The 24,590-nt window shown below is 68.0% G+C and carries 21 protein-coding genes; 3 read left to right on the forward strand and 18 right to left on the reverse strand.

Annotated features, from left to right (window positions below; genetic code table 11):
* Nucleotides 1–27: 27 nt before the first annotated feature.
* Both RM543_RS02395 and RM543_RS02400 read right to left on the reverse strand, forming a co-directional pair.
* On the reverse strand, nt 28–1,272 hold the full coding sequence (locus RM543_RS02395; protein ID WP_311689263.1) for a GAF domain-containing sensor histidine kinase: 1,245 nt from the start codon (nt 1,270–1,272) through the stop codon (nt 28–30).
* Between the two features lie 121 nt (nt 1,273–1,393).
* Nucleotides 1,394–1,597 (reverse strand): DUF1127 domain-containing protein, encoded by a 204-nt coding sequence (locus RM543_RS02400; RefSeq protein WP_311689265.1) that lies wholly within the window; start codon nt 1,595–1,597, stop codon nt 1,394–1,396.
* Nucleotides 1,598–1,693: 96 nt separating this feature from the next.
* On the opposite strand from RM543_RS02400, the gene RM543_RS02405 reads away from it, so the two are divergent.
* Nucleotides 1,694–3,052, forward strand: a complete 1,359-nt coding sequence (locus RM543_RS02405) for an aminotransferase-like domain-containing protein (RefSeq protein ID WP_311689267.1) — start codon at nt 1,694–1,696, stop codon at nt 3,050–3,052.
* 4 nt (nt 3,053–3,056) lie between these two features.
* On the opposite strand, the gene ccoS is transcribed toward RM543_RS02405, so the two are convergent.
* From ccoS to fnrL, 10 genes are all read right to left on the reverse strand, one after another.
* The gene (gene ccoS / locus RM543_RS02410; protein WP_116086302.1) at nt 3,057–3,215 is read right to left on the reverse strand and encodes a cbb3-type cytochrome oxidase assembly protein CcoS; all 159 of its coding nucleotides are present in this window, start codon (nt 3,213–3,215) and stop codon (nt 3,057–3,059) included.
* Nucleotides 3,212–5,353 (reverse strand): heavy metal translocating P-type ATPase, encoded by a 2,142-nt coding sequence (locus RM543_RS02415; RefSeq protein ID WP_311689272.1) that lies wholly within the window; start codon nt 5,351–5,353, stop codon nt 3,212–3,214. Before RM543_RS02415 ends, ccoS begins: the two co-directional genes overlap by 4 nt.
* Entirely contained in the window at nt 5,350–5,787 is a 438-nt protein-coding gene (locus tag RM543_RS02420; RefSeq protein ID WP_311689274.1) for a FixH family protein, read from the reverse strand. The genes RM543_RS02415 and RM543_RS02420 overlap by 4 nt, the downstream gene beginning before the upstream one ends.
* Nucleotides 5,784–7,319 carry an RdxA/RdxB/FixG family protein gene (locus tag RM543_RS02425; protein ID WP_311689276.1) on the reverse strand — a complete coding sequence of 512 codons (1,536 nt, stop codon included), beginning with the start codon at nt 7,317–7,319 and terminating at the stop codon, nt 5,784–5,786. The genes RM543_RS02420 and RM543_RS02425 overlap by 4 nt, the downstream gene beginning before the upstream one ends.
* A 171-nt stretch (nt 7,320–7,490) precedes the next feature.
* Nucleotides 7,491–8,663 carry a BaiN/RdsA family NAD(P)/FAD-dependent oxidoreductase gene (locus RM543_RS02430; RefSeq protein WP_311689278.1) on the reverse strand — a complete coding sequence of 391 codons (1,173 nt, stop codon included), beginning with the start codon at nt 8,661–8,663 and terminating at the stop codon, nt 7,491–7,493.
* A 191-nt stretch (nt 8,664–8,854) separates the two neighbouring features.
* The gene (gene ccoP / locus RM543_RS02435; RefSeq protein ID WP_311689280.1) at nt 8,855–9,850 is read right to left on the reverse strand and encodes a cytochrome-c oxidase, cbb3-type subunit III; all 996 of its coding nucleotides are present in this window, start codon (nt 9,848–9,850) and stop codon (nt 8,855–8,857) included.
* Nucleotides 9,847–10,080, reverse strand: a complete 234-nt coding sequence (locus RM543_RS02440; protein ID WP_311689282.1) for a cbb3-type cytochrome c oxidase subunit 3 — start codon at nt 10,078–10,080, stop codon at nt 9,847–9,849. The genes ccoP and RM543_RS02440 overlap by 4 nt, the downstream gene beginning before the upstream one ends.
* Before the next feature lie 10 nt (nt 10,081–10,090).
* Nucleotides 10,091–10,924 (reverse strand): cytochrome-c oxidase, cbb3-type subunit II, encoded by an 834-nt coding sequence (gene ccoO / locus RM543_RS02445; RefSeq protein WP_311689284.1) that lies wholly within the window; start codon nt 10,922–10,924, stop codon nt 10,091–10,093.
* 7 nt (nt 10,925–10,931) lie between these two features.
* Nucleotides 10,932–12,533 carry a cytochrome-c oxidase, cbb3-type subunit I gene (gene ccoN / locus RM543_RS02450; protein ID WP_311689286.1) on the reverse strand — a complete coding sequence of 534 codons (1,602 nt, stop codon included), beginning with the start codon at nt 12,531–12,533 and terminating at the stop codon, nt 10,932–10,934.
* Nucleotides 12,534–12,808: 275 nt separating this feature from the next.
* Nucleotides 12,809–13,549, reverse strand: a complete 741-nt coding sequence (gene fnrL / locus RM543_RS02455) for a transcriptional regulator FnrL (protein ID WP_311689288.1) — start codon at nt 13,547–13,549, stop codon at nt 12,809–12,811.
* 71 nt (nt 13,550–13,620) lie between these two features.
* Here fnrL and hemN point away from each other — a divergent pair, with 71 nt between their 5' ends.
* A complete protein-coding gene (gene hemN / locus RM543_RS02460) occupies nt 13,621–14,967 on the forward strand; it encodes an oxygen-independent coproporphyrinogen III oxidase (RefSeq protein ID WP_311689290.1) in 1,347 nt (448 codons plus the stop codon).
* A gap of 73 nt (nt 14,968–15,040) precedes the next feature.
* Here hemN and RM543_RS02465 read toward each other — a convergent pair whose 3' ends face one another.
* From RM543_RS02465 to gmd, 6 genes are all read right to left on the reverse strand, one after another.
* Nucleotides 15,041–16,375 (reverse strand): sigma-54-dependent transcriptional regulator, encoded by a 1,335-nt coding sequence (locus RM543_RS02465; RefSeq protein ID WP_311689292.1) that lies wholly within the window; start codon nt 16,373–16,375, stop codon nt 15,041–15,043.
* Nucleotides 16,372–18,231 (reverse strand): sensor histidine kinase, encoded by a 1,860-nt coding sequence (locus RM543_RS02470; protein ID WP_311689294.1) that lies wholly within the window; start codon nt 18,229–18,231, stop codon nt 16,372–16,374. The genes RM543_RS02465 and RM543_RS02470 overlap by 4 nt, the downstream gene beginning before the upstream one ends.
* A gap of 87 nt (nt 18,232–18,318) precedes the next feature.
* Nucleotides 18,319–19,725 (reverse strand): FAD-binding oxidoreductase, encoded by a 1,407-nt coding sequence (locus RM543_RS02475; RefSeq protein WP_311689296.1) that lies wholly within the window; start codon nt 19,723–19,725, stop codon nt 18,319–18,321.
* Between the two features lie 94 nt (nt 19,726–19,819).
* Nucleotides 19,820–20,422 carry a helix-turn-helix domain-containing protein gene (locus RM543_RS02480; protein WP_311689298.1) on the reverse strand — a complete coding sequence of 201 codons (603 nt, stop codon included), beginning with the start codon at nt 20,420–20,422 and terminating at the stop codon, nt 19,820–19,822.
* Nucleotides 20,423–20,889: 467 nt separating this feature from the next.
* On the reverse strand, nt 20,890–21,855 hold the full coding sequence (gene fcl, locus RM543_RS02485; protein ID WP_311689300.1) for a GDP-L-fucose synthase: 966 nt from the start codon (nt 21,853–21,855) through the stop codon (nt 20,890–20,892).
* Nucleotides 21,852–22,967, reverse strand: coding sequence for a GDP-mannose 4,6-dehydratase (gmd, locus tag RM543_RS02490; protein ID WP_311689302.1), 1,116 nt, complete (start codon nt 22,965–22,967; stop codon nt 21,852–21,854). Before gmd ends, fcl begins: the two co-directional genes overlap by 4 nt.
* A 206-nt stretch (nt 22,968–23,173) precedes the next feature.
* On the opposite strand from gmd, the gene RM543_RS02495 reads away from it, so the two are divergent.
* Nucleotides 23,174–24,580, forward strand: a complete 1,407-nt coding sequence (locus RM543_RS02495) for a polysaccharide biosynthesis/export family protein (protein ID WP_432280430.1) — start codon at nt 23,174–23,176, stop codon at nt 24,578–24,580.
* The last annotated feature ends 10 nt before the right edge of the window (nt 24,581–24,590 follow it).

Genomic DNA, 24,590 nt, shown 5'->3' on the forward strand with positions numbered 1-24,590 from the left:
CGGGCGAGAGCGCACGCGCTCATCCCTTCACTCGCCGGTCTTCGTTTCCGTCATCTGTGTGCGCCAGGCTGGCAGGCGGATGATGGCGCGGGTTCGGTCCGGCTCGGCGCGGACTTCGAATTCGCCGCCATGCAGTTCGACCAGCTTGCGGGTCAGGGGAAGGCCGAGGCCGAGGCCGCCGCGCGTGTCGCGGTTGTCGATATTACCGCCGACGACAAAGGGGGCGTAAAGCTCTGCCAGATCGACGTGATCGCCGATACTGCCACTGTCGCAGACATCGATCTCGATATGCCCGCCATCGACCAGGCGCGCACCGACGGTGACGTCAGCGCCGCCATGGTTAATGGCATTGAGGATCAGCGCGTCCAGGGCGAGCCAGATCTGATCGGGATCGAGGTAGATCCGCGCATCGATCGAGTCGTCCGCGAGGGCAACGGTCTTGATCGCCCCGTCCTTCCCCGGCAACTGCATCGCGGCAACTTCGTCCAGAATGTCGCCCAGGTCGCAATGGCGCTCGTTGAGGCGCAATTCGCCGGTCGAGGCATCGCTGAACGCGATGATCGTCTCGACGAGCTTGATGATGTGATCGACGGACTTGCGCGCGCCGGTGAGCAGCTTCGGATTCGCACCCTTCCCGAGCGTGAGTTCCAGCAGCTGAAGGCTTCCGAACAGGATCGTCAGCGGCGTGCGGAGTTCATGCCCGATGAGCGCGATGAAGGTGGACTTGGCGATCTCGTCCGACTTGTGCGCGGTGGTCTCGGGCGGCCTGGCTTCGAGCGCGGCGACGACGGCGCGGCCAAGCTCGGTCAGAATGGAGAGCTCCCGCTCGGATGGCGCCTCGTGGGGCACAAGGTCGATGCCGCAGAGGGAGCCGAAGCGGTGCCCCGACGAGAGAACGAGGGGGACGCCGGCATAGTACCGCGCCTGTGGCCCGCCCTCGACCACCATCGGGTGGCGCGCGAAGCGGGGATCCTTGCTGAGGTCGGGGACGACCATCGGCTGGTCCGACATGATCGTGTGGGCGCAGAAACCCGTATCCCGCGGCATCGGGCCGAGGTCGTACCCGACGACGGACTTGTACCACTGCCCCTCGTCCTCGACGATGCTGATATGCGCGACCTGACATCCCAGAAGCTCGCGTGTCGCTCTGCAGATCGAATCGAAGAGGGCCTCGTTCTGCGCTGTCAGTCCCGGAATGCCGAGAAGAGAACGAAGGCGGGCCTCCTCGTTGAAGGGGATGGGATAGGTTCGAATGGGTAATCTCGCAGGCATGACGAACGGGAAGCGGGCATCGATAGTCGCCCCGTCCGGAGCAATCTTGCCTGCCGTATCGTCATATCGCTATCGGGACCGCACGTGCCTGTCCACCTGCGATGGAGGCCGGGAGCGCGTTTCAGGGGCGCCAGAAGGGTTTGGAACACTCCGTGCGCATGTCGAACTCATCGATGCCCATGTCATGCAGCCGCTCGAGGGGAAGGTCTTCCAGCTTGCGGCGCATCTGCCAGCGGGTGTGCCAGATGCGCAGCCGCTCCAGAAGACCGGGCGCGGGCGGGATCGGGGCATAGGTGGCCCGCCGTGAAACGTTTTGATGTGCCATTTTGTATTGATACAATTTAGGAATCAGGGTACGTATTAGGGATACAATACCTGCCAGTCCGATTGGAACGGTTTCATTGTCATGGATACAATTTCGATGTCGGACCAGGGCCGGGGCCCCAAATACCTCGCGTTGGCCGATGCGATCCGGGAGAGGATCGAGACCGGTGCGCTGACGCCCGAGGCCAAGTTGCCTCCTGTCCGGGAGCTGGCATGGCAACTGGGCATCACGCCCGGCACCGTGTCCCGCGCCTATTCCGCCCTGACCGAGGAAGGGCGGCTCGTCGCGCGGGTGGGCAGCGGAACGTTCGTCGCTCCGCGCCATTCCGAAGGACCGCCGCCGCTGGTCGCGACCCCCCTGAGGGGAGAGGCGAACCTGCGCAGCTCCGTGATTCCCGAGGTTGGTCAGGCTGCGGTCATCGGCGCGGCGATGGCTCGGGTCGGGGCGTCCCTGACGGCGGAAATGGTGGAATATCCCCGCCGGGCGGACGAGCTCGAGGTGATCGACGCGCTGCTCGCCTTCCTTCCCCGCGCGCAGACGGGACCCGCGTCGCGCGAGGACGTGGTGGTGACGGCGGGGGCGCAGCATGCTCTCCACGTCGCGGCGGAGACGCTCCTGCGAGGTCGGCGGCGGACGCTCATCGTGGAGGAGCTGTCCTATCCCGGCTTCCGCAATGTCGGCGCGCTGGCGCAGGCGAAGGTGCTTTCCATACCGATGGACGGGGAGGGGCCGTCGGCCGAGGCGCTCGACGCGATCTGCGCCCGCTCCGGCCCCGCCGTCTTCATGACGTCCTCCCGCCTTCACAATCCGACACTCGTGCGCAGCAGCGCTTCGCGTCGGGCGCGGATCGTGGAGATTGCCCGCGACCGCGATCTGCACATCGTGGACGACGATACGTTCTCCTTCGGCGAGGACGAGGTCTCGGGCTACCGCGATCTCGCGCCCGAGCGAGCCTGGCACGTCGCCTCGCTCTCGAAATCCATCAGCCCGACGCTTCGCTTCGGCTCCCTTATCGCGCCGGTCGGCTGGGGCAACCAGGCGCTGACGGTGGCGCAGCAGCAGATGTACGGTCTGTCGGGGCTCATCCTGCGGGTGGTGCTGGACCTGTTCCGGAGCGGGGAGGCGATGCGGATCGCCGCGGACGTGCGTGCCGCCTGCAACCGCCGCGTCGTGATGGCGCGCGGGATCTTCGGCGAGGGGCCGGTCTACGACGCGGACACGCCCTTCATCTGGCTGCCCCTGCCGCCCCATTGGCGCGCCTCGTCCTTCAGCGCGGCCTGTGCGGAAAGGGGGGTCCTCGTGAAGCCGTCCGACCAGTTCGCCGCCGCGGACGGGGCCGCTCCGAACGCGGTTCGCGTCTATCTCAACGGACGGCTGAGCGATGCGTGGCTCGCCGAGGCGCTCGGCAAGGTGGCGGACCTGATGGCGCGGCCGGTCATGGGGGTCGAACCCTGAGGCGTCAGCCCGCCGGATCGTCGTCGTAGCGCTCGTCGAGGATACGGGCGCGGTCGCCGTCCGGATCGTCATACTGCGAGGCGCGCATGGTCCAGACGAAGGCGGCCAGCCCGAGGATGCCGAGGGAGACGGAGACCGGGATGAGGATGGCGAGGACGTTCATGCCAGCTTCCTCGCCGCATTGAGCGACACCGTCAACGAAGACGCGGACATGGCGAGCGCGGCGATCAGCGGGGTCGCGTGGCCGGAGAAGGCGAGCGGCACCGCCACCACGTTGTAGAGACCGGCCAGCGCGATGTTCTGCTTCATCCGGACCGTGCTTGCGCGGGCGGTCGCGAGAAGCGTCGCGATGGGTTCGAGGCGATCCGAGAGCAGCACCACGTCCGCGAGACTTCGCGCGGCTTCGAGGGCGGAGCCGGGGGACAGGGCTGCATGCGCGACGGAGAGCGCGCCGGTGTCGTTCAGGCCGTCTCCGATCATCAGTGTCCGGCGGCCCTCCGCGGCGCGCGCCTCGAGCCAGGCGGCCTTCTCCTCGGGCGTCATCCGCCCCGTGGCGGATTCGATCCCGAGGCGCCCGGCGATGCGGGCGACCGCGGCGGAGGCGTCGCCCGAGAGAAGGGCGATGTCATAGCCGTGGGCCTCGAGGGTGCGCAGGCACTCTTCGGCATCGGGGCGCGGTTCTTCCTCGAAGGTGAAGAGGGTGACATGCGTACCGTCGCCGAGGGCGACCCCATCGGGATCGGCGTCGCCCGGTCCGGCCCAGTCCGGCCGCCCGAGCCGGACGCGGCGCCCGCCCGACCGGCCCTCGACACCGCGGCCGGCGACCTCCGTCACATCCTGAACCGGGGCCGGCTCAAGGCCTCTTTCCGCTGCCGCCGCGACAATGGCGCGGGAATAGGGATGGTTCGATCCCTGCGCGAGACCGGCCGCAAGGGACAGCGCCGCAGGGTCCGGCTCGCCGCGGAGCCGCGCGGCGCCGGTCGTCAGCGTGCCGGTCTTGTCGAATACCACGAGGTCGATCTCCGACAGCCGCTCCAGCGCGGTGCGCGATTTGACGAGGAGGCCCAGCTTGTAGAGGCGCGCGGTCGCGACCGTGGACACGGCGGGCACGGCGAGCCCGAGCGCGCAGGGGCAGGTGATGACGAGGACGGAAATCGCGACGTCGAGCGCGCGCCACGCATCTCCGGTGAGAGCGAGCCAGAGCAGGAACGCGGCGGCGCCGAGGATGTGGACGACGGGCGCATAGGCGCGCGCGGCACGGTCGGCGATGCCGGCATGGCGGGAGCGCTGCGCCTCCGCCGTGGCCACGAGATCCGTCAGGCGACTGAGCGCGGTATCCCGCCCGGCCCGCACCACGCGGATGTCGAGCGGCCCGGTGAGGTTCACCTCGCCCGCCGCGACCTCTTCCCCGGGTCCGACCCGGCCGGCCTTCGATTCTCCGGTGAGGGCGGAGCGGTCGAGATCGCTGAGGCCACTTGTCACCACCCCGTCCGCCGGCAGCCTGTCCCCCGGCCGTGCGCGTATCATGTCTCCCGGAGCGAGGTCCTCGGCCCTCACGATCCGCTCGGCGCCCCCCTCGAGGAGGATTGCCTGCGACACGTCGAGCGCGGCGAGTTCCGCCGCGGCGGACCGGGCTGCGTTGCGCCCGGCATGGTCGAGATACCGTCCGATGAGGAGGAAGAAGGTCAGCGCCAGCGCCGCGTCGAACCAGCCGTGCTGCTCACCGCCGAAGAGGGCGCTCGCGAGGGAGACGAGAGCCGCCAGCGTGATCGCAAGCGAGATCGGCACGTCCATGTTCAGTCTGCCGCGAGAGAGGGCCGTGAGCGCCGAGGCGAAGAACGGACGGCCCGAAAAGGCGACGGCGGGCAGGGCGATGGCAGCCGAGATCAGGTGAAAGAGCCGCTCCGTCGCGCCGGCGGCGCCGGACCATACGGCGACGGACAGGAGCATCACGTTCATCATCGCGAACCCGGCCACGCCGATCCGCATGAGAAGATCCCGTCCCTCGTTTCCCTGCCGTCCGAGGCGCCCTGTATCGAGCTCCTGCGCCCTGTGTCCGGCGCCGGCGAGCGCGTCGATCATGGGGCCGGGCGCGATATTCGCCCCGGCGATGAAGACGCGGCGCAGGGTCAGGTTCACCCGCGCCTCCCGGACCTCCGGAAGCCGCCCGAGCGTCTCTTCCACCGACGCGATGCAGCCCGCGCAATGGATGTCCGGCAGGTGCAGGACGAGATCGGGATCGGCGTCCCGCGCCGCCGCCCGTTCCGGCAAGGCAACGCAGGCGGGGCAGGCGGCTGTCATGGCGTGACCCGGAGCTTCAGCCGGCGCGTGAAGGCGGTCCCGTCCGGCGCCTCGGCCTCGACGTCCACCCGCCAGAGACCCGGCTCCAGCTCCATCAGCCAGCTGTCTTGGCCCTCGAACCGGCGGGCGAGGTCGTCCCGCCCCTCGGTGGGCCGACCGAGGGTCAGAAGGGCGGGGCTCGTCACCGGCACGCCCGCCGCATCGCGGAGCGTCACGCTCAGGATGCCTCCGTCGTAGTCCGCGTCGAGGTCCCAGGCGAGCGCCTCCTGCGCGGCCTTGCGGTCGTCGAAGCTCTGGCTCGCGACGTAAGAGTTCGCGACCTCGAGGCCCGGAAAGGTCCGCACGGCGTTGTAGGCAAGGGCGAGGTTCACCCCGATGATCACGCTGAAGGCGCCGATAAAGAGTGCAAGAACCTTGCGTCCCGTAAGGGTCATCGGGTGCCCCTCCCGTTGAATGTGGTGGGAGCGGAGGCGCGCTCCCCGGAGATGTCGTCCATGATCCAGATCCGCAGATCCGTCGTATCGCCTTGGGCCGCCTTCGCGCCGGCCGGGGCCGTCACGTAGACGCGCGTGAGGGCCTGCGCATCCGCCGGCACCTCGACGCTTGTTTCCGCAACGCCTTCGACGCTGAGCGACAAATCGGAGGAGGTCGTCACGCCGAGCGTGAAATCCCGCGGTTCGCCGTGCTTGTTGCGCAGGCGCACGTCATAGGCATTGCGGACGGCGCCATCCGAGAGGGTCACGAAGGTCGGATTCCGCACCGGCGCGACGGTGAGTTCGATATCGGGGCGAATGAAGAGCGCGAAGACGAGGGCAAGGCCGATCCCGCCCCAGAGGGCGAAGTAGAAGATATTCCGCGGCCGCAGGACGTGTCGCCAGACGGAGCGCGGGGCGCGTCCTTCCCGCTCCGCCGGGGCATCGGCCAGGGCGATATAGTCGATCAGACCGCGCGGGCGGCCGATCTTTCCCATGACCTCGTCGCAGGCATCGATGCACAGCGCGCAGGTGATGCAGGCCATCTGCTGCCCGTCGCGGATATCGATCCCCATGGGGCAGACGTTCACGCAGGCATTGCAGTCGATGCAGTCCCCGGGGGCGTTGTCCGGGATCGGGCCGCCGACGCCTGTCGGCATCCCCGGCATCGGGATCGCGGGGGAGCGTCCGCCGATCTGTGGCCCGGCGGCTCGGGTGGTCGTTTCCGCCGCTTCGGCGACGGCCCGGCGCCTCAGGCCCTTCCCCCGCGGCTCCCCCCGCCATTCGCGATAGGCGACGGTCAGCGTGTCCTCGTCCATCATCGCGCCCTGGATGCGGGGCCATGGGCAGGCATAGATGCAGATCTGCTCCCGCATGAAGCCGCCGAAGGTGAAGGTCGTCGCCGTGAGAAGCGCGATCGCGGACCAGGCGGCGGGGTGGGCGTTCAGCGTCACGAGATCCAGCGCCAGCGTCGGCGCGTCCGTGAAGTAGAAGACCCACGCGCCCCCGGTCGCCACCGAGATGAGGAGCCAGATCGTCCACTTCGTCAGGCGCAGCCGCCATTTGCGGGCGCTCCACGGTGCCTTGTCGAGCCTCATTCGGGCATTGCGGTCCCCTTCGACCCATCGTTCGACGAGGATGAAGAGGTCCGTCCAGACGGTCTGCGGGCAGGTATAGCCGCACCAGACCCGGCCGAGCGCCGCGGTGAAGAGGAAGAGGCCGAGCCCCGCCATGACCAGAAGGCCGGCGACGAAGTAGAATTCGTGCGGCCAGATCTCGATCCAGAAGAAGTAGAAGCGTCGGCCCGCCATGTCGACGAGCACCGCCTGGTCCGGCAGGTCCGGCCCGCGATCCCACCTGATCCACGGAACGAAATAATAGATGCCGAGCGTGACTGCCATGATCTGCCACTTGAGGCGGCGGAAGGGACCGGAGACCCGTTTGGGGAAGATCGGCGCGCGCGCGGCGTAGAGGGAGTCTGAATTGGTCGCCATGGCACTTTCGTCCTGTTCGCGCGCCCTGTTCGCAGAGCGGGGGCCGCGGCGCCTTGACGTGGATCAAAGGGCGGGAGGAGGTGCCCGGCCGGCGGTCACATGAACGAGAGGCTCCGTGGGACGTCACCGCGGCCGTGCCGGGATCTGCGGTCGCGGCGTGAGGCCTCCTGTTCAGCGGTCGAGCTTCTCGGCGGCCGCCTGTCCCGCGGCCCAGCCCGACGCCCAGGCCCACTGGAAATTGTACCCTCCGAGCCAGCCGGTGACGTCGACCGCCTCTCCTATGGCATAGAGCCCCGGAACCGACTTCGCCTCCATCGTCCGGGAGGACAGGGCATCGGTCGAAATGCCGCCGGCGGTGACCTCGGCCTTGGCGAACCCTTCGGTCCCGGTCGGATGGAACGTCAGGGCCTGAAGCTCGCCGGCGACCCGCGCGATCTCCTTGTCGGACGTATTGCCCATCTCCGTCTGCAATCCGACGCGCGCGGCCAGAACTTCGGCCAGGCGGTTCGGAAGATGCTCGCTCAGGACGGACCGCAACCGGATGCGCGGGGAGTTCCGCCGCGCCTCCCGAAGGACCTCCTCGGCATTGCTCAGAAGGTTGAGCATTACCGGCGCGCCGGGTGTCCAGTAGGAGGAGGCCTGAAGAATGGCGGGGCCCGACAGCCCGCGATGCGTGAAGAGCGCGGCCTCGGAAAACGCGGCGCCTCCGGCCGATGCCGTGACGCTGGACGAGACGCCCGAAATGTCCCGGAAGGCTTGCGCGTCCTCCCCCAGGGTCAGGGGAACGAGCGCGGGCCGCGGCGTGACGACGGGAAGGCCGAAGCGCTCCGCAATCCGGTAGGCGATCCCCGTCGCCCCCATCTTCGGGATCGACGGGCCGCCGGTGGCGACGATCAGTTGCGGCGCGGTGGCGCCGGCGACGCGGAACAGACCGTCGCCGTGGCCGATGTCGTCGATCTTCGTCGACAGGCGCAGCTCGACACCTCCGGCGGCGCATTCCTCAAGGAGCATCGCCACGATCTGCCGTGCGGAGCCGTCGCAGAAAAGCTGCCCGAGGGTCTTCTCATGCCAGGCGATCCCGTGGCGCTCGACCAGGGCGAGAAAGTCCCACTGGGTGTAGCGCACGAGCGCGGACTTGCTGAAATGCGGGTTCTCGGACAGGAAGTTCTCCGCTTCGGTGCCCGTATTGGTGAAGTTGCACCGGCCCCCGCCCGAAATCAGGATCTTCTTGCCGGCCTTGTCGGCGTGATCGAGCAGGAGCACGCGGGCGCCGGCCTGCCCCGCCGTCGCGGCGGCCATCAAGCCGGCGGCCCCGGCTCCCAGAACGATGAGATCATGTGTCATGCCGGTCCTGTACGATCCCCGGCCGGACAAGAAAACGGTGCGTTGCTCCCCCGCGCTCCTTCGCCGCCCCACTGGACGACAGCCCGCGTCACGAAAAAGGCGGCACCCGGAGTGTCCGGGCGCCGCCAGTCCGAGCGCGCCGCCCCGCCCGATTTTGCGCGAACAGGGTGGGCAGGAGCGACGTGTCGCGCTCAGTCCGTACCGCTCGCCTCCTCGGGGAACGGAACCTGGTCCGGATCGGACGGATCGCCGCCCGTGGGGCCGGCGCCCTCGGGCACATCGCCCTCGCCGATCTGCTCCTCGACATTCGTCTCGGAGCGCGGCTCGCCCGCCTCGCCGCCACCGAGCTGGTGGACATAGGCCGCGAGCGAACGAACATTCGCTTCGCCCAGACGCTCGCCCCAGGGCGGCATGACGCCGAAGGGCCCGCGGGAGATGGTGTCCTCGAGCGAGGCGATATCGCTGCCATAGAGCCAGATCGCGTCCGTCAGGTCGGGCGCGCCGATTTCAGGGTCACCCTGCGCATCGTCGCCGTGACAGGTCGCGCAGTTGTCCGCGAAAAGCTGACCCGCGGGGCCGGAGAGCGGATCAGTGCCGTCCGGCAGGCTCTGGACGTGACGGGCGAGCCCGGCGATCTCTCCCTCGGTCAGCATCTCGCCGAAGGCCGGCATCTGGGAGAAGCGTGCGTCGGGATCTTCCTCGTTCCGGATGCCGTGCCGGATCGTGTAGGCGATGTCCTCGATGCGTCCGCCCCAGAGCCAGTCATCGTCGAGCAGGTTGGGATAGCCGACGGCCCCCGCCGCGCCAGAGCCGTGGCATTGCGAGCAATTGTTGCGGAAGAGCGCCGCACCGGCCTGCACGGCGTAATTCTGGAGTTCCTCGTTGTCGCGGATCATGTGGACATCGACGGCGAGCAGCCCCTCGCGGTACTGCTGCTGCCCCTCGTCGATCTGTGCGATGTCGCGGGCGACCTCGCCGCGGGTGGACCAGCCGAGAACCCCTTGCGTCGCACCCGAGACCAGGGGCCAGGCCGGGAAGAAGATGGTGTAGACCACCGAGAAGAGGATGCAGGCGTAGAAGGTCCAGAGCCACCAGCGTGGCAGCGGATTGTTCAGCTCCTCGATCCCGTCCCAATTGTGGCCGGTGGTCTCGGTGCCGGTGACGTCGTCGATGCGTTTCTCGCTCATTTCGCGCCCTCCGCTGCGTTGCGACGGGGTCCGTCGCAGGTCCTGTCCGAGGCTGCCGCCGGCAGAAGACGCTCCGCTTCGGGGGAGAAGATCGAGTGGGCCGCGTCGTCGTGCAGGGGACGGCTACCGGGCCGCCAGGCCCAGAGGATCGCGCCGACGAAGAAGAAGAAGAGCACCAGGAGGGCCCAGCTGTCGGCAAAGTGGCGCATTATGCTGTAGGTATCGTTCATGATCCTGTCCTCAGCGGCTGTCGTCGGCGGTAAAGGTCGAGAAGTCGACTAGGGTGCCGAGCATCTGCAGATAGGCGATCAGCGCATCCATCTCGGTCAGCTCGGGCTGGCCGTCGAAGTTGCGGACCTGGGCGCCGGGATAGCGCTCCAGAAGCCCGTCCCAATCGCCGAAGGGTTCGACCTGGACGCGGAAGTCGGCCGCCGCGTTCTCGATCATCTCCTCGGTGTAGGGCACGCCGACGAAGGCATGGGTCCGCAGCAGGCTCTCGATATGCTCGGGCGTGATGCGCGTGCGGGCGAGGTAGTCGTATTTCGGCATGATGCTCTCGGGCACGACCGATTGCGGGTCCACCAGGTGATCGACATGCCACTCGTCCGAGTAACGGCCGCCCACGCGGGCGACGTCCGGCCCGGTCCGCTTGGACCCCCACTGGTGCGGGTGATCGTACATAGATTCCGCGGCGAGGCTGTAATGGCCGTAGCGCTCCACCTCGTCGTGCATCGGCCGGATCATCTGGCTGTGGCAGTTGTAGCAGCCCTCGCGGATGTAGATGTCCCGCCCCGCCAGCTCGAGCGGGGAGTAGGGGCGGACGCCCTCCACCTCCTCGATGGTGTTCTCCAGCCAGAAGAGCGGTGCGATCTCGACGATGCCGCCGATCGTGACGACGAGGAACGAGAAGACGAGAAGCAGCGTCGCGTTGCGCTCGATGATCCCGTGCCTGTCGAGCAGCTTGGTATGGTGCGGCAGCTCGTTGGGGACGGAGCCGTCGCGGGCCGTGTCCTTCAGGGTGACGGTCTTGGGATCGCGGTCCGGGTCGGGGATCTGGTCGTTGTGCTTGGTCATCTTGAGATCACTCCGCGGGAATGGCGGTATCGGGAGCGCCCTCACGGGCGGGAGCGGCGCGGACGGTCATCCACATGTTCCAGACCATGACGAGCGCGCCGGTGAGGTAGAGGCCGCCCCCCGCGGCGCGAACCACGTACATCGGGAACTTGGCGGCGACGGTGTCGGCGAAGGAGTTGACCAGGAAGCCCTGCGCATCGACCTCGCGCCACATCAGGCCTTCCATGATCCCCGAGACCCACATCGACGCCGCGTAGAGAACGATGCCGATCGTCGCGAGCCAGAAGTGCCAGTTGATCGCGGAGATCGAGTACATCCGGGCCCGGCCCCAGAGGCGCGGCGTCAGGAAGTAGAGACAGCCGAAGGTGATCAGGCCGTTCCAGCCGAGCGCGCCCGAATGCACGTGGCCGATGGTCCAGTCGGTGTAGTGCGACAGCGAGTTGACCGCGCGGATCGACATCATCGGCCCTTCGAAGGTCGCCATGCCGTAGAAGGCGAGCGAGGCCACGAACATGCGGATGATCGGATCGGTGCGGATCTTGTCCCAGGCACCTTCGAGCGTCATCAGCCCGTTGATCATGCCGCCCCAGCTGGGCATCCAGAGCATGATCGAGAACACCATCCCGAGGGTCGAGGCCCAGTCGGGCAGCGCGGTGTAGTGCAGGTGGTGCGGACCGGCCCAGATGTAGAGGAAGATCAGCGCCCAGAAGTGGATGATCGAGAGCTTGTAGCTGTAGATCGGGCGGTTAGCCTGCTTGGGGACGAAGTAGTACATCATCCCCAGGAACCCGGCGGTCAGGAAGAAGCCCACGGCGTTGTGGCCGTACCACCACTGGGTCATTGCGTCCTGCACGCCCGAGAAGACCTGGACCGACTTGGAGCCGAGGATCGAGACGGGGATGGAGATGTTGTTCACGACATGCAGCAGCGCCACCGTCACGATGAAGGCGAGATAGAACCAGTTGGCGACGTAGATATGCGGCTGGCGGCGCTTCACGATCGTGCCGAGGAACACCGCGAGATAGACCAGCCAGACGATGGTCAGCCAGATGTCCACGTACCATTCGGGCTCGGCGTATTCCTTCGACTGCGTGGCGCCGAGGAGGTACCCGGTCGCGGCCAGGACGATGAAGAGCTGGTACCCCCAGAACACGAACCAGGCCGAGTTGCCGCCCCAGAGCCGTGCCGCGGAGGTCCGCTGCACGACGTAGAACGACGTCGCGATGAGGGCGTTGCCGCCGAAGGCGAAGATCACGGCCGAGGTATGCAGGGGACGCAGCCGGCCGAAATTCGCATATCCCTGGGCCCAATCGAAATTCAGGGCGGGAAAGGCAAGCTGGAGCGCGATGAACACGCCGACGAGAAAGCCCACCACGCCCCAGAAGGCCGTGGCGACGACGCCGGCGCGGATGGGGCCGTCCATGTAGCCCGAGACGTCCAGCACGGGGCGGACCTCCTCGGCGCGACGCAGCTCCCACAGGAACAGCCCGCCCGCCACGAGCATCACGAGCGCTCCGTGAACCCGGTAGGCCAGATCGTGGCCCTGATCGGCTGCGATTGCCGCCAGAAGCGCGATCATGGCCAGTCCTGCCAGCCTCAGATACGGCATGTTTCTTTCCCCATACTGCCCTCGGAAGCCGGGACGGAATCGCCCGGCCGGTCGTCCGGCGTGCTCTGACAGTCCCGTGAGGGGGGCGCCTTGATGTAAATCAAACCGGAGCGGCGAGGGGGGAAATGCGGCTGACCGGCCATCGGGCGGCGGTCCCGGTGCCGTTCACGTCAGGTTCTGGGGGTCGCTCGGGGTTTCTGGATGCCACGACGCCGCAAGCGCCATGTGGCGGGCCGGGGCGCAGTCTCTTCTACGTGGTGAAAGGCCGGGCGCCCTCAGGCGACGATCCCGCCGTCGTCGTCCTCGCCGGCTTCGAGGGCCAGCTTCTCGAAGTCCGGAATGAGGACGGCGCGGAGGGAGGGGGTCTCGATGAGGCCCGCCTTGCGAAGCGCGGTGATCTGGCGGCTCGTCGTCTCGATGGTGAGGCCGAGATGGTCCGCGATTGCCTCGCGGGAGAGCGGCAGCTTCAGCGTCGTCGTCCGTGCGGGCGGGCGGCCGCCATCGGTTTGCGCCTGCCGCCGCGCGAGGCTGACGAAGAAGGCCGCGACCTTCTCCCGCGCCGTCATGCGGCCCAGCACCACGGCCCATTCCCGCGCCACGTCCAGCTCGTCCAGTGTCATCATCAGAAGGCGCGCCGCGATGTGCGGCGTATCCTGCACCATGCGCTCAAAGGTCCGGCGTTCGAACCGGCAAAGCGTCACCTCCGACGCCGCCTCCACATCATAGATGGAACATTCCCGCCCCGGACGGCCGATGAAATTCGACGGCAGAAGAAGGCCCACGGTCTGCCGCCGGCCATCTTCCAGCGTCCGCGACATGGTCGCGCAGCCCGTGATTATGGAGCTCAGATGCGTGAGCGGCTCGCCGGCGGAGGCGATGGTCGCCCCCGCGGGAATCGTCATGTAGCTCTTGGACGCTTCGAGCATCGCAAGTTCCGCCGCGTCGCATTCGGCGCAGACGGCATTGTGCCGGATCGGGCATTCGTCACAGCGGCTGATGCGGTCAATCTTGCTCATGCGGGGGGGATACGCACTGACTTGACGTGGATCAATGCGCCTCTTTGTCCGTCTCGGCATCTGATCGCCGCATGACACATCACCCGCTCCGCACCGCCCTGCTCGATTCACGCGTTCCGCGCTACACGAGCTATCCGCCGGCCAACAGGTTCTCAGCTTCGGTCGGTCCCGAGACCGTGGATCGCTGGCTCGGAGCGCTGCCGGACCGCGACGAGGTGTCGCTCTACGTGCATGTGCCATTCTGTCGTCGCCTCTGCTGGTTCTGTGCCTGCCGCACTCAAGGCACCCGCACCGACGCGCCGCTCGATCGCTATCTCGATCACCTCGCGATGGAGATCCCCGCCGTGCGCGAACGCCTGCCGGAGCGGCTCGGGATTTCGGCGCTGCACCTCGGCGGCGGAACGCCGACCCTGTTGTCGCCGGAGCGGCTGGACCGTCTGGCCGCGATGCTGCGCGGTGCGTTCGGTGCGATGGAGGAAGCGGCAGTCTCGGCGGAGATCGACCCCTGCGAATGCGACGATGCCCGCTTGGATGCGCTGGCCCGGCTCGGCCTCTCCCGCGCCTCCATAGGGGTGCAGGATTTCGATCCAAAGGTGCAGGCCGCGATCGGGCGGGAGCAGCCGGCGGACGTGACGCGGACCGTCGTCGAGGGCCTCCGCGCAAGGGGCACGACATCGGTCAACTTCGACCTGCTCTACGGCCTGCCGTACCAGACCGAGCCGGGGATCCTGGCTACGCTCCGCACCATGCTGGAGATGCGCCCGGACCGGATCGCGCTCTACGGCTATGCGCATGTCCCGTGGATGGCCCGGCGCCAGCGGCTGATCCCCGAGGACGCGCTGCCGGGGGCGGAGGAACGCCTCGCGCTCGCCGCGGCCGCGCGGGAGGTCCTGACGGCCGAGGGGTACATCGCCGTCGGCATCGACCACTACGCCTTGCCGGGGGAGGCGCTGGCCGTCGCGGCGGAGCGGGGCGAGGTGCGCCGCAATTTCCAGGGCTACACGACGGACAGGGCAGAAACCCTGATCGGGTTCGGCCCCTCCGCCATATCCCGCTACCGCGACGGTTATGCCCAGAACGCCCCGGCCACGGGGGACTGGCAGCGAGCCGTCGCGGCGGGGATCCTGCCCACGGCCCGGGGCTACGCGATGGACGACGCGGAGAAGCTGACGGCGGAGGCCATCGAGCGGTTGATGTGCGACGGGCGGGTGGACCTCTCCACCCTCGCCGCACGCCACGGTCAACCTGACGAGGGGCTCCTCCGTCGCGCCGCCCGCTCCATCTCGGAACTGCCGGGCATCGGGACACTCGAAAAGGGCGTCCTGACGGCCTCCTCCGGCCTCTACCTGCGCCTCCTCGCCGCGCGGCTCGACCCGTCCTTCGCCCCGGACACCGGTCGTTTCAGCATGGCAAGCTGACACCGGCGGGGGCGGACCGGACCAGGCAGGGCGGAAGTGCGATGCGATCACGCAGGCCGCGGACGCCCCGTTGTCAGCCTTCGAAATCCTGCCTTTTCAGGCCGTGGCGCTGCATCTTCTCGTAAAGCGTCTTTCGCGCCAGACCGAGGGATTCGTAGGTCGCCTTGAGATTGCCGCCGGTCGACGCGAGGGCGGCGGCGATGGTGTCCCGCTCGAAGGCCTCGACCTGTTCGGCGAGCGTCGACGCCGCGCGCGCGCCCGCCGCGGGGTCGCCGTCGAGGCCGAGGACGTGGCGCTCGGCCGCGCTCTTGAGTTCGCGCAGGTTTCCGGGCCACGGGCGCTGCGAGACGGCGATCATCGCCCCGGGCCCGATCTGCGGCGCCTCCCGCCCGAAGCGGTCTGCTGCCTCCTGGATGAAACGCTGGTAGATCCGTGCGATGTCCCCCGCCCGCGCGCGCAGGGGCGGAAGGCGCAGGGTCACGGGGTTCACGCGGTAGAGCAGATCGTCCCGGAAGGTGCCGGCCTCCACCAGGTCTTCGAGCGGCTGGCGGCTCGACGCGACGAAGCGCAGGTCCAGCTCGACCGGTTCGGCCGCGCCAAGAGGCAGGATCGCCCGCTCCTCGATCACCCGCAGCAGCTTGGCCTGGAGCGACATGGGCGCCGAGCCTATCTCGTCGAGATAGACCGTCCCGCCGCGCGCGTGCTCCAGCCGGCCGGTGCGCGCCCTGACGGCACCGGGGAAGGCGCTGGCGACGTAGCCGAAGAGCTCCGCCTCCACGTGCTCGGCCGGCAGCGCGGCGAGGTTCAGCGCGACGAACGGACCGCCCGGACGGTCCGACAGGGCATGGATCGCGCGCGCCACTGCTTCCTTCCCGGTGCCCGTCTCGCCGGTGACGAGAACGTCGAGCGTGGTTCCGGCGATGGTCCTGATCTTCCGTCGAAGCTCGGCGATTTCGGGAGCGTGGCCGAGGATCATGTCATCGAGAGGATCGGCGGCGGGCGCGGCCGCCCTGGCCCGGAGGCCCCGTATCTCCATCGCCATGCGCCGCTTTTCCAGGGCGCGCCGGATGGAGGAGACGAGACGGTCGCTCGCGAAGGGTTTCTCGATGAAATCGTAGGCGCCCTTGCCGAGCGCCTCGACCGCGAGCGGCACGTCCCCGTGACCGGTGATCAGGATGACCGGGAGGGTGGGGTCGATCTCCAGCGCCGCCCCCAGAAGGTCGATCCCGCTCATGCGGGGCATCCTGATGTCGGACACGACGACACCATCGAAGCCCGGCCCGATCCGGTCCAGCGCACGCTCCGGCCGGGCGAAGGTTGTCACGTCGAAGCCGCCGAGCTCGAGCGTCTGCTCAAGCGAGACGCGGATATCCTCCTCGTCGTCGACCAGGATCACAGCTCCGCTCATTCCGCGGCCTCCTGCGCGGGGGCCTCGGCGCGGCGCAGCGTGACGGTCATCCGGGCGCCGCCCTCGCTCCGGTTCTCCGCCTGCATCGTGCCGCCGAAATCCCGGACGATGTTGTAGGAAATGGAGAGCCCGAGGCCGAGCCCCTTGCCCACCTCCTTCGTGGTGAAGAACGGATCAAAGATGGAGTCCAGCGCCGCGTCCGGAATGCCGTGTCCGTTGTCCTCGACGATCATGGCGACCTCCTCGCCCCGCGGCTCGAGCCTGATGGCAATGACGGGAGGGCCGGAGGGGGAGGCGTCGATCGCATTGCCAACGAGGTTCATCACCACGTGCTGTAGCCGCACCGCCCCGCCGAAGACCTGCACATCCACCTGCCCCTCGACCGTCACACGCGCGTCCGCCCGCTCGATCCGGGCGGACAGCAGCGTCAGCGCCTCGGCGATCACCGGTCCCACTCTCACCGGGGAAATGCCGTCCGGCGAGCGGCGGGCGAAGCGGGTGAGATGCTTGGAGAGCTGTGCCATGCGTTCCGTCAGGCGCAGGACGCGGCCGAGGTTCTCCGCGGCCCGATCACCGCGTCCGGCCTCGAAGAAGGCGATGGCATTTTCGGAGTAGGAACGGATGGCGGTCAGCGGCTGGTTGAACTCGTGGCTGAGGCCGGCGGACATCTGGCCGAGGGCCGCGAGTTTCCCCGCCTGGATGAGCTCGCTCTGGGTCCGCCGCAGTTCCGCCTCCGCCGCGCGCCGTTCGGCGACCTCCGCCTCCAGGCGCTCGTTCGCCCGCGTCAGGTCCGCGGTGCGCAGCGCAACGCGCCGCTCCAGCGCGTCCCGCGCCCGCTCCCGCTCCCCCAGACGCTCGATCAGTCTCCGCCGCCTCTGGAGCGCCAGCGCGATGAGCGACGAGATGGCAATCGCCGCCGCCGCGAGCGCCAGCGCGGCGATCCAGAATTGCCGGTTCAGGCCAGCCGCGTCGTAGAGCAGGTGTAGCCGCCACTCCCGGCTCGGCAGCGCGCGGGAGAGGTGCAGGTAGGAGCGCGGTTCCGCATTCGCGTTCGGTGCGGGGGCCCGCACGACCGGGAATTCGCCGCCGAGCCAGGACCCGGCGGGCTCGATCGGCGCGGGCGTCACCGCGGAGAGGGCGAACTTGCGGGTTTCCTCGATCCGGGCGCGGTCGGTTTCGTCGATCTCCCCGAGGGCCGTAAGCCGCAGGGCCGGACTACCGGAAATGATGATGACCCCCGCCTCGTCCGTGACGAAGACGGGATGCGCGGTGTCGCGCAGGGTCCGCTCCAGCGCATCGATGGTGATCTTCACCACGAGCACCCCGAGGATCGCACCCCCTTCCCCGACGATGGGGGCGGAGAAGTAGTATCCCCTGAGGCCCGAGGTCGTCCCCAGTCCGAAGAACTCGGCCGGCTCGCCCGCCATCGCGTTCTTGAAGTAGGGACGATAGGCGAAGTTCTGGCCGACGAAGCTGACCTCGCCGTTCCAGTTGGACGCCGCAAGCGTGGTGCCGTCCGGTGCCATGACATACGTGTCCGACGAGCCGGCGAGACGGTTCCATGCCTCGAGCTCGAGGTTCAGCTCCCTGAGCTCCCCCGGCGCCCGGCTTTGCTCCATCGCCGCGATGACGCGCGGATCCCTGGCGTAGATCGGCGCAAGGGCGCTGTAACGGGCAAACCAGGTCTCGATGGTTTCGGACACGCGCTCCACCGTCGCCGAACCATCCTCGACCGCTTCCTTCCGGAAGACGTGGGAGAGCAGCAGGAGGGACGCCCCGGCGACGAGCGCGATCAGCACGGCAAGGGGCAGGGCTGCCGTCCCCCCGATCCCGCGAAGTCCCGCCGCCTGCTTCATCGATAAGGTCCGCCCCCTTGAGATCAGGGAAAGGAGCCTAGCCGCGCTGGGCGGTCCCGTCGAGATCGGGCATGGCGGGTCCCGGGCCTACCCGTCGCCGGGCACGATCACGCCCGGGTTCATCAGCCCCTCGGGATCGAGCGCGGCCTTGATCCGCGCCATCGCCCGGCGTTCCGTTTCGCTCCTCAGCCGGTCCGCAAGAGCGATCTTGGAGCGGCCGAGACCATGCTCCGCGGCGAAGCTTCCGCCCATGCGTTCGGCCAGGGCGCCGATCTCCTCGCCCAGGCGTTGCGCCGTATCGCCGAAGTCGTTCGACCCCTCCGGCGGACTGAGATTGTAGTGCACGTTCCCGTCGCCCAAATGCCCGAACGGGTTGATCCGCACCCCCGGCAGTGCCGCCTCGCAGATCCCCTCCGCCTCTTCGAGGAACGCTGCGAGCCGCCCCGGCGGGACCGAGATGTCATGCTTGAGCTGCTTGCCCTCGAGCCGCTGGCCCTCCGGCTGCTCCTCCCGCAGGCGCCAGAAATGCGCGCGCTGGGCTTCCGACATCGCGAGGGCTCCATCCGTCACGTGGCCGGCCTCCATTCCGCCCTCCAGCGCCGCTTCGAGGATCTCGGAGAGCGGCACCTTCTCGGACCCGCAGGTCAACTCCACGAGCAGGTAGAACGGTGCCCGGCTCTCGAGCGGCAGGTCCAGCCCGGAGACGTGGCGCCGAACCAGCTCCATCCCGGTCTCGCAGAAGAACTCGAGGCCGGTAACGAATTCCCCCGCCTCCCGCCGCAGGGCCGTTCCGAAGGCGATCAGCGAGGCTGCGTTCGGCAGGGCGAGCAAGGCGGCCTCGGTGCGGGCGGGCGCGGGATGGAGCCGCAACACGGCTTTCGTGACGATCCCGAGCGTCCCCTCGGCGCCGCAGAAGAGCTTGCGAAGCTGGTAGCCCGCATTGTCCTTCTGGACCGCGCGGAGGCCGGACCAGACACTGCCATCCGCCAGCACCGCTTCGAGTCCGATGACGAGGTCCTGCATCATGCCGTAGCGCGCGGCGTGGCTGCCGCCGGCATTTGTACCGATGAGGCCGCCGATGCGAGCCGACCCCTCGGCGCCCAGGTGCAGCGGAAAGATCAGTCCCGTCGCACCCAGCGCGGAATGCAGGTCCGACAGCACGGCGCCCGCCTCGACCTCGATGCATCCGGCATCCGCATCCGCCGCGCCAACCTTTGTCATGCGCTCAAGGGTCAGGATCACGGCGCCTGCCTGCCCCGCTACCGCCGCGCCGCAAAGGCCGGTATTGCCGCCCTGTGGCACGACGGGAACGCCGGCCTCGGCGCAGGCGGCGACGATTGCGGCAACCTCCTCGGTCGAAGCGGGGCGCGCGATGCCGAGCGGCATCTCCCCGAACCGGTCCAGCCAGTCCCGCGTGCGGCCGCCGGCCTCGCCTGCGTCGAGCCACCCTCCGCGGCCGAGCGTGTCCGAAAGCCGCATCTGCAGATCGTTCATACCGTCACTCCCTGGCATCCCGTCCGGATAGATAGCGGGGAGGGGCAGGAGGGTAAAACGCTGCGTCTCGGCCAGCGACGGGGCGCGTGGAGCCCTAGCGGCGCTCCGCGTTCACCCAGACGGTGCGGGCGGGCGTGTCGCCGTGATTGCGGATCCTGTGCGGCCGGTCGGACGCGAATGAAATGAGATCACCCTCCTCGAGGACGTGGCTCGTGCCCTCGATATCGACCGTGAGACTTCCCTCGATGACGAAGCCATGCCCGACGCCGCGCTGAGTGATCGGAACTGGCCCGGTGGACGTGCCGGGGGCGTATTCGTCGACCGAAAGGCTGATGCCGGTCGCCTGATCCTCCCGCATCATCCGTCGCATCACCTGCTCGGGCAGGACGACGGGCTGCACGTTCCTGTGGCGTACCACGAGATCGCCCGAGTGGTCGTCCGTCGCCATCAGCTCGGAGATGCTCACGCCCAGGGCTTCGCCGACGACGATGAGGGACCCGATGGACGGCGAGGTGAGGCCGCGCTCCACGAGGCTCAGCATCGAGGCGCTGACACCGCTCGAGGCGGCCAGCTGCTGAAGCGTCATGTCGCGGGACTTGCGCAGGTAACGGATGCGGCGGCCGATCGCGGCGAGCATGCGTTCCGTGGTCTCGTCCTGCCGCGTGACATCCGCAGTCCCCGGACCCGTGTCGGTCATCTTCTTCACGCCGATCGCTCTCGGTTGAATGTCCTGCGCATCCCGGCCCCCTCCATCGTGTCGTTTCAATTTCTGCGAATGATCGGGAGAATTGAAGACCTGATTGGTGGAATAATGACGGATCAGATAACTCGTTCCGTCCGACGCCCGATCGGGCATGAAAGGGTTTGATCCTGATCGCAGATCCCGCAGCGCCCCCAGGTCCGTTGAAAATGGCAGGAATAGTATCAGGCGAAGAAAGAGAAGGCGCCCGGTTCGGGCCATTGGGCTATCGCGGGGCGTTCCTCTCAGGACCGAAGTTCATTCCAATAGGCGCAATTGGCCGTGCGCGGGTGTGGGGGGAGGCGATGCATGGATCGCCTTCCACCTCACATTTCATCGAGACAGCGGAGGTCTGGAATATGGCGGGCCCTTAAATGAGGAGCAGGTAACGATGGCGGCAATATCGGGACGCCACCATCGCCCGATTACCCTCTCAGGGCGTCTTCTTCCGCCGCGCTCAGGAACCACGCATAGGTCTCGCGCACGCCGTCTTCGAGCGATGTTCTTGCGGTCCAGCCGAGGCGGGAGAGGCGGCTGACGTCCATGAGCTTCCGCGGCGTGCCGTCCGGCTTGCCGGTGTCGAACCCGATCCGCCCCTGATAGCCGGTCACGTCGGCGACGAGGCGGGCAAGGTCCGCGATTGAGATGTCCTCGCCGGTACCGACGTTGATGTGGCTGAGCATGGGATCGGTTTCTGCCGCGTAGGTCTCGTCCGAGAGCGCCATGACGAAGAGGGACGCTTCCGCCATGTCGTCCACGTGCAGGAACTCCCGGCGCGGGGTGCCGGTGCCCCAGATCGTGACCTCCTCGCGGCCTTCGCGCACGGCTTCATGGAAGCGGCGGATGAGGGCGGGCAGGACGTGTGAATTCTGCGGGTGGAAGTTGTCGCCCGGGCCGTAGAGGTTCGTCGGCATGACGGATCGGTAATCGCGGCCATGCTGGCGGCTGTAGCTTTCGCAAAGCTTGATCCCGGCGATCTTGGCGATGGCGTAGGGCTCGTTCGTCGGCTCCAGCCTGCCGGTCAGAAGCGCGTCCTCCGCCATGGGCTGCGGCGCGAGGCGGGGATAGATGCACGAGGAGCCGAGAAAGAGCAGCCGCTGGACCCCGGCCTCGTGGGCCTGGTGGATGACGTTCGCCTCGATCATCAGGTTCTCGTAGATGAAATCGGCCGGGTAGGTGTCGTTGGCATGGATGCCGCCCACCTTCGCCGCGGCGAGGATCACGGCGTCCGGCCTCTCGGCCTGCATGAAGCTGCGGACGGCAGACTGGTCGGCAAGGTCGAGCTCGGCATGGGAGCGGGTGAGGGGCTGCGTTCCGCGCGCGCGCAGCTGCCGCAGGATTGCACCGCCCACCATGCCGCGATGCCCGGCGAGGAAGATACCGCCGCTCATTCGACCGCCACCGGCAAGGCGTACCCGTGCTCCTTCAGAAGCGCGTGGCGGCGGGCCGTCAGAAGATCCGACGCGACCATCTCGGCGCACATCTCGCGGGCGGTAATCTCGGGTTCCCAGCCGAGCAGGGTCTTGGCCTTGGAGGAATCGCCGAGCAGCGTCTCCACCTCGGCCGGGCGGAAGTACTGGGGATCGATCCGCATCACGACGTCCCCCGGCGTCACGGACGGCACATCGCCCCCTGTCACATCCGTCACCACCGCATGCTCCTCGATTCCCTCGCCGCGGAACTCCAGCGTCATGCCCAGCTCTTCGGCCGACCAGCGGATGAATTCGCGGACGGAATACTGCTTGCCGGTGGCGATGACGAAGTCGTCCGGGCTCTCCTGCTGAAGCATCATCCACTGCATGCGGACGTAATCCTTCGCGTGCCCCCAGTCCCGGAGCGACGAGATGTTGCCCATGTAGAGGCAGTCCTCGAGGCCTTGCGCGATATTGGCGAGACCACGTGTGATCTTGCGGGTGACGAAGGTCTCGCCGCGCCGGGGGCTCTCGTGATTGAAGAGGATTCCGTTGCAGGCATAGAGGCCGTAGGCCTCCCGGTAGTTCACGCAGATCCAGTAGGCATACATCTTCGCCACCGCGTAGGGGCTGCGGGGGTGGAAGGGGGTCGTCTCTGTCTGCGGCGTCTCCAGCACCTTGCCGTAGAGCTCCGACGTTGACGCCTGGTAGAAGCGCGTCGTCTTCTCCATTCCGAGGAAACGGATGGCTTCCAGCAGCCGGAGCGTTCCCAGCCCGTCCACGTCGGCGGTGTATTCCGGCGCCTCGAAACTGACGGCGACATGGGACTGCGCCGCGAGGTTGTAGACCTCGTCCGGACGGATTTCCGACATCAGGCGGATCAGGTTGGAGCTGTCCGACAGGTCCCCGTAATGCAGCTTGAGCTTCGGATTGGGCTCGTGGGGATCCTCGTAGATATGATCGATCCGCTGGGTGTTGAACGAGGAGGCGCGGCGCTTGATGCCGTGAACCTCGTAGCCCTTTCCAAGCAGGAACTCCGCAAGGTAGGAGCCGTCCTGACCGGTGATGCCGGTGATGAGTGCGCGCTTCACGTGGGCTCCTGCAGTTGGGGTCGGGTGCCGCAAGGGACTTCCGCCCGGTGATGGCCGAGGGGATGCTGCGCGTTCAAGCGAAAACGGCGGCATCGCGCACGGCAGGATTGAAATGAAGCAACACGCGGCGTCGACGGGGGGCCCTCGGCCCTGCCAGGGTTGCAAAGCGTCGTGCTGTGCCGAACATGAGCGCGGCAAAGATGAGCATGTTCGGTATGCGAGGGGAGAGCGGAATGATGAAGCGCGCGATGCGGCCGATCCTGATGGTTGCAGCGGCGGCGGCCCTTGCAGGGTGCGGCGTCATCTACAACTCACCGCAGGTCGGACGCGGCTTCGCCGGCGACGATACGGCGGTGCGCGTCGTTCCGATCACTCCGCAGACAGTGCTCGCGGCCAACCGCTCTGCCTATCAGCCGAAACAGTTGCCCGCTGCCTTCAGCCAGACCGCCGGCACCTCCGCCGCGACCGGCCCGGGCCTCGGCGCGCTTCCGCCCCCGATCTTCCGTCCCGAGGACCGGCCGGGCGAACTCGCCCTCCGCGTGCCCCCGGAAGCGCAGGAGCGGCCTTACCGTATCGGCGTCGGAGACGTGCTTCTCCTTGCGACGCCGACCGGGTCCTCCGTCGAGCAGCTCTCCGGCCTCCTCGCCGCGCAGAACAGCCGGCAGGGGTACACCGTTCAGGATGACGGCGCGATCGCGGTGCCCGATGTCGGCCGGATCAGCGTGTCCGGCATGACCGTGCCTGAAGCCGAGGACCGGGTCTTCCAGCGGCTCGTCGAGGCGCAGATCGATCCGACGTTCAGCCTCGAGATCGCCGAATTCAACTCCTCCCGCGTGTCCCTCGGCGGGGCCGTTTCGAATCCGGGCGTGATCCCGATCACCCTGACCCCGCTCTACCTCGAGGAGGCGCTCGCGAATGCTGGCGGCGTGACGGCGCAGGACGTGGACTATGCCTCGGTGCGGATCTACCGCGACGGGCAGATCTACCAGATCCCGGTCAACGACCTCTATGCGAGCGACCAGCTCCGCCGCATCAAGCTGCTGAAGGGCGATGCGATCTTCGTGGACGATACCTACGACCTCGCTCAGGCGCAGGCATACTTCGAAGAGGTCATCACCCGAAGCCAGCTTCAGCAGACCGCGCGGACCCAGGCCCTGGCCGAGTTGAATTCCGCCGTCGGCTTCCAGCGGGCCGCGCTCGCCGAGCAGAGGGGCAATTTCACGGCCCGCCAGTCCCTCGGCGCGGAGCAACCCGACTTCGTCTATCTCGCGGGGGAGGTTCAGACCCAGAGCCGCTTCGCCATGCCCTACGAGAACGACACCACGCTCGCCGATGCGCTCTATGAGCAGGGCGGCTACTCGAACCAGACGGGCAACTCGCGGCAAATCTATGTGCTGCGCGGCTCTGCCGATCCGCGGGACTTCTCCGCCGTGACGGCGTGGCATCTCGATGCCACCAACGCGGCCAACTTCGTGCTGGCGACACGCTTCGAACTCCGGCCGAACGACGTGATCTTCGTGGCCGAGCAGCCCGTGACGCGCTGGAACAGGGCAATCTCCCAGATCCCGCCGGCGATCCTCAACCCGGTCAACCGGGCCGTCAACGACACCTGATGCAGATCCG

It is taken from the genome of Tropicimonas omnivorans (genome assembly GCF_031846565.1).
Classification (GTDB): Bacteria; Pseudomonadota; Alphaproteobacteria; order Rhodobacterales; family Rhodobacteraceae; genus Tropicimonas_B; species Tropicimonas_B omnivorans.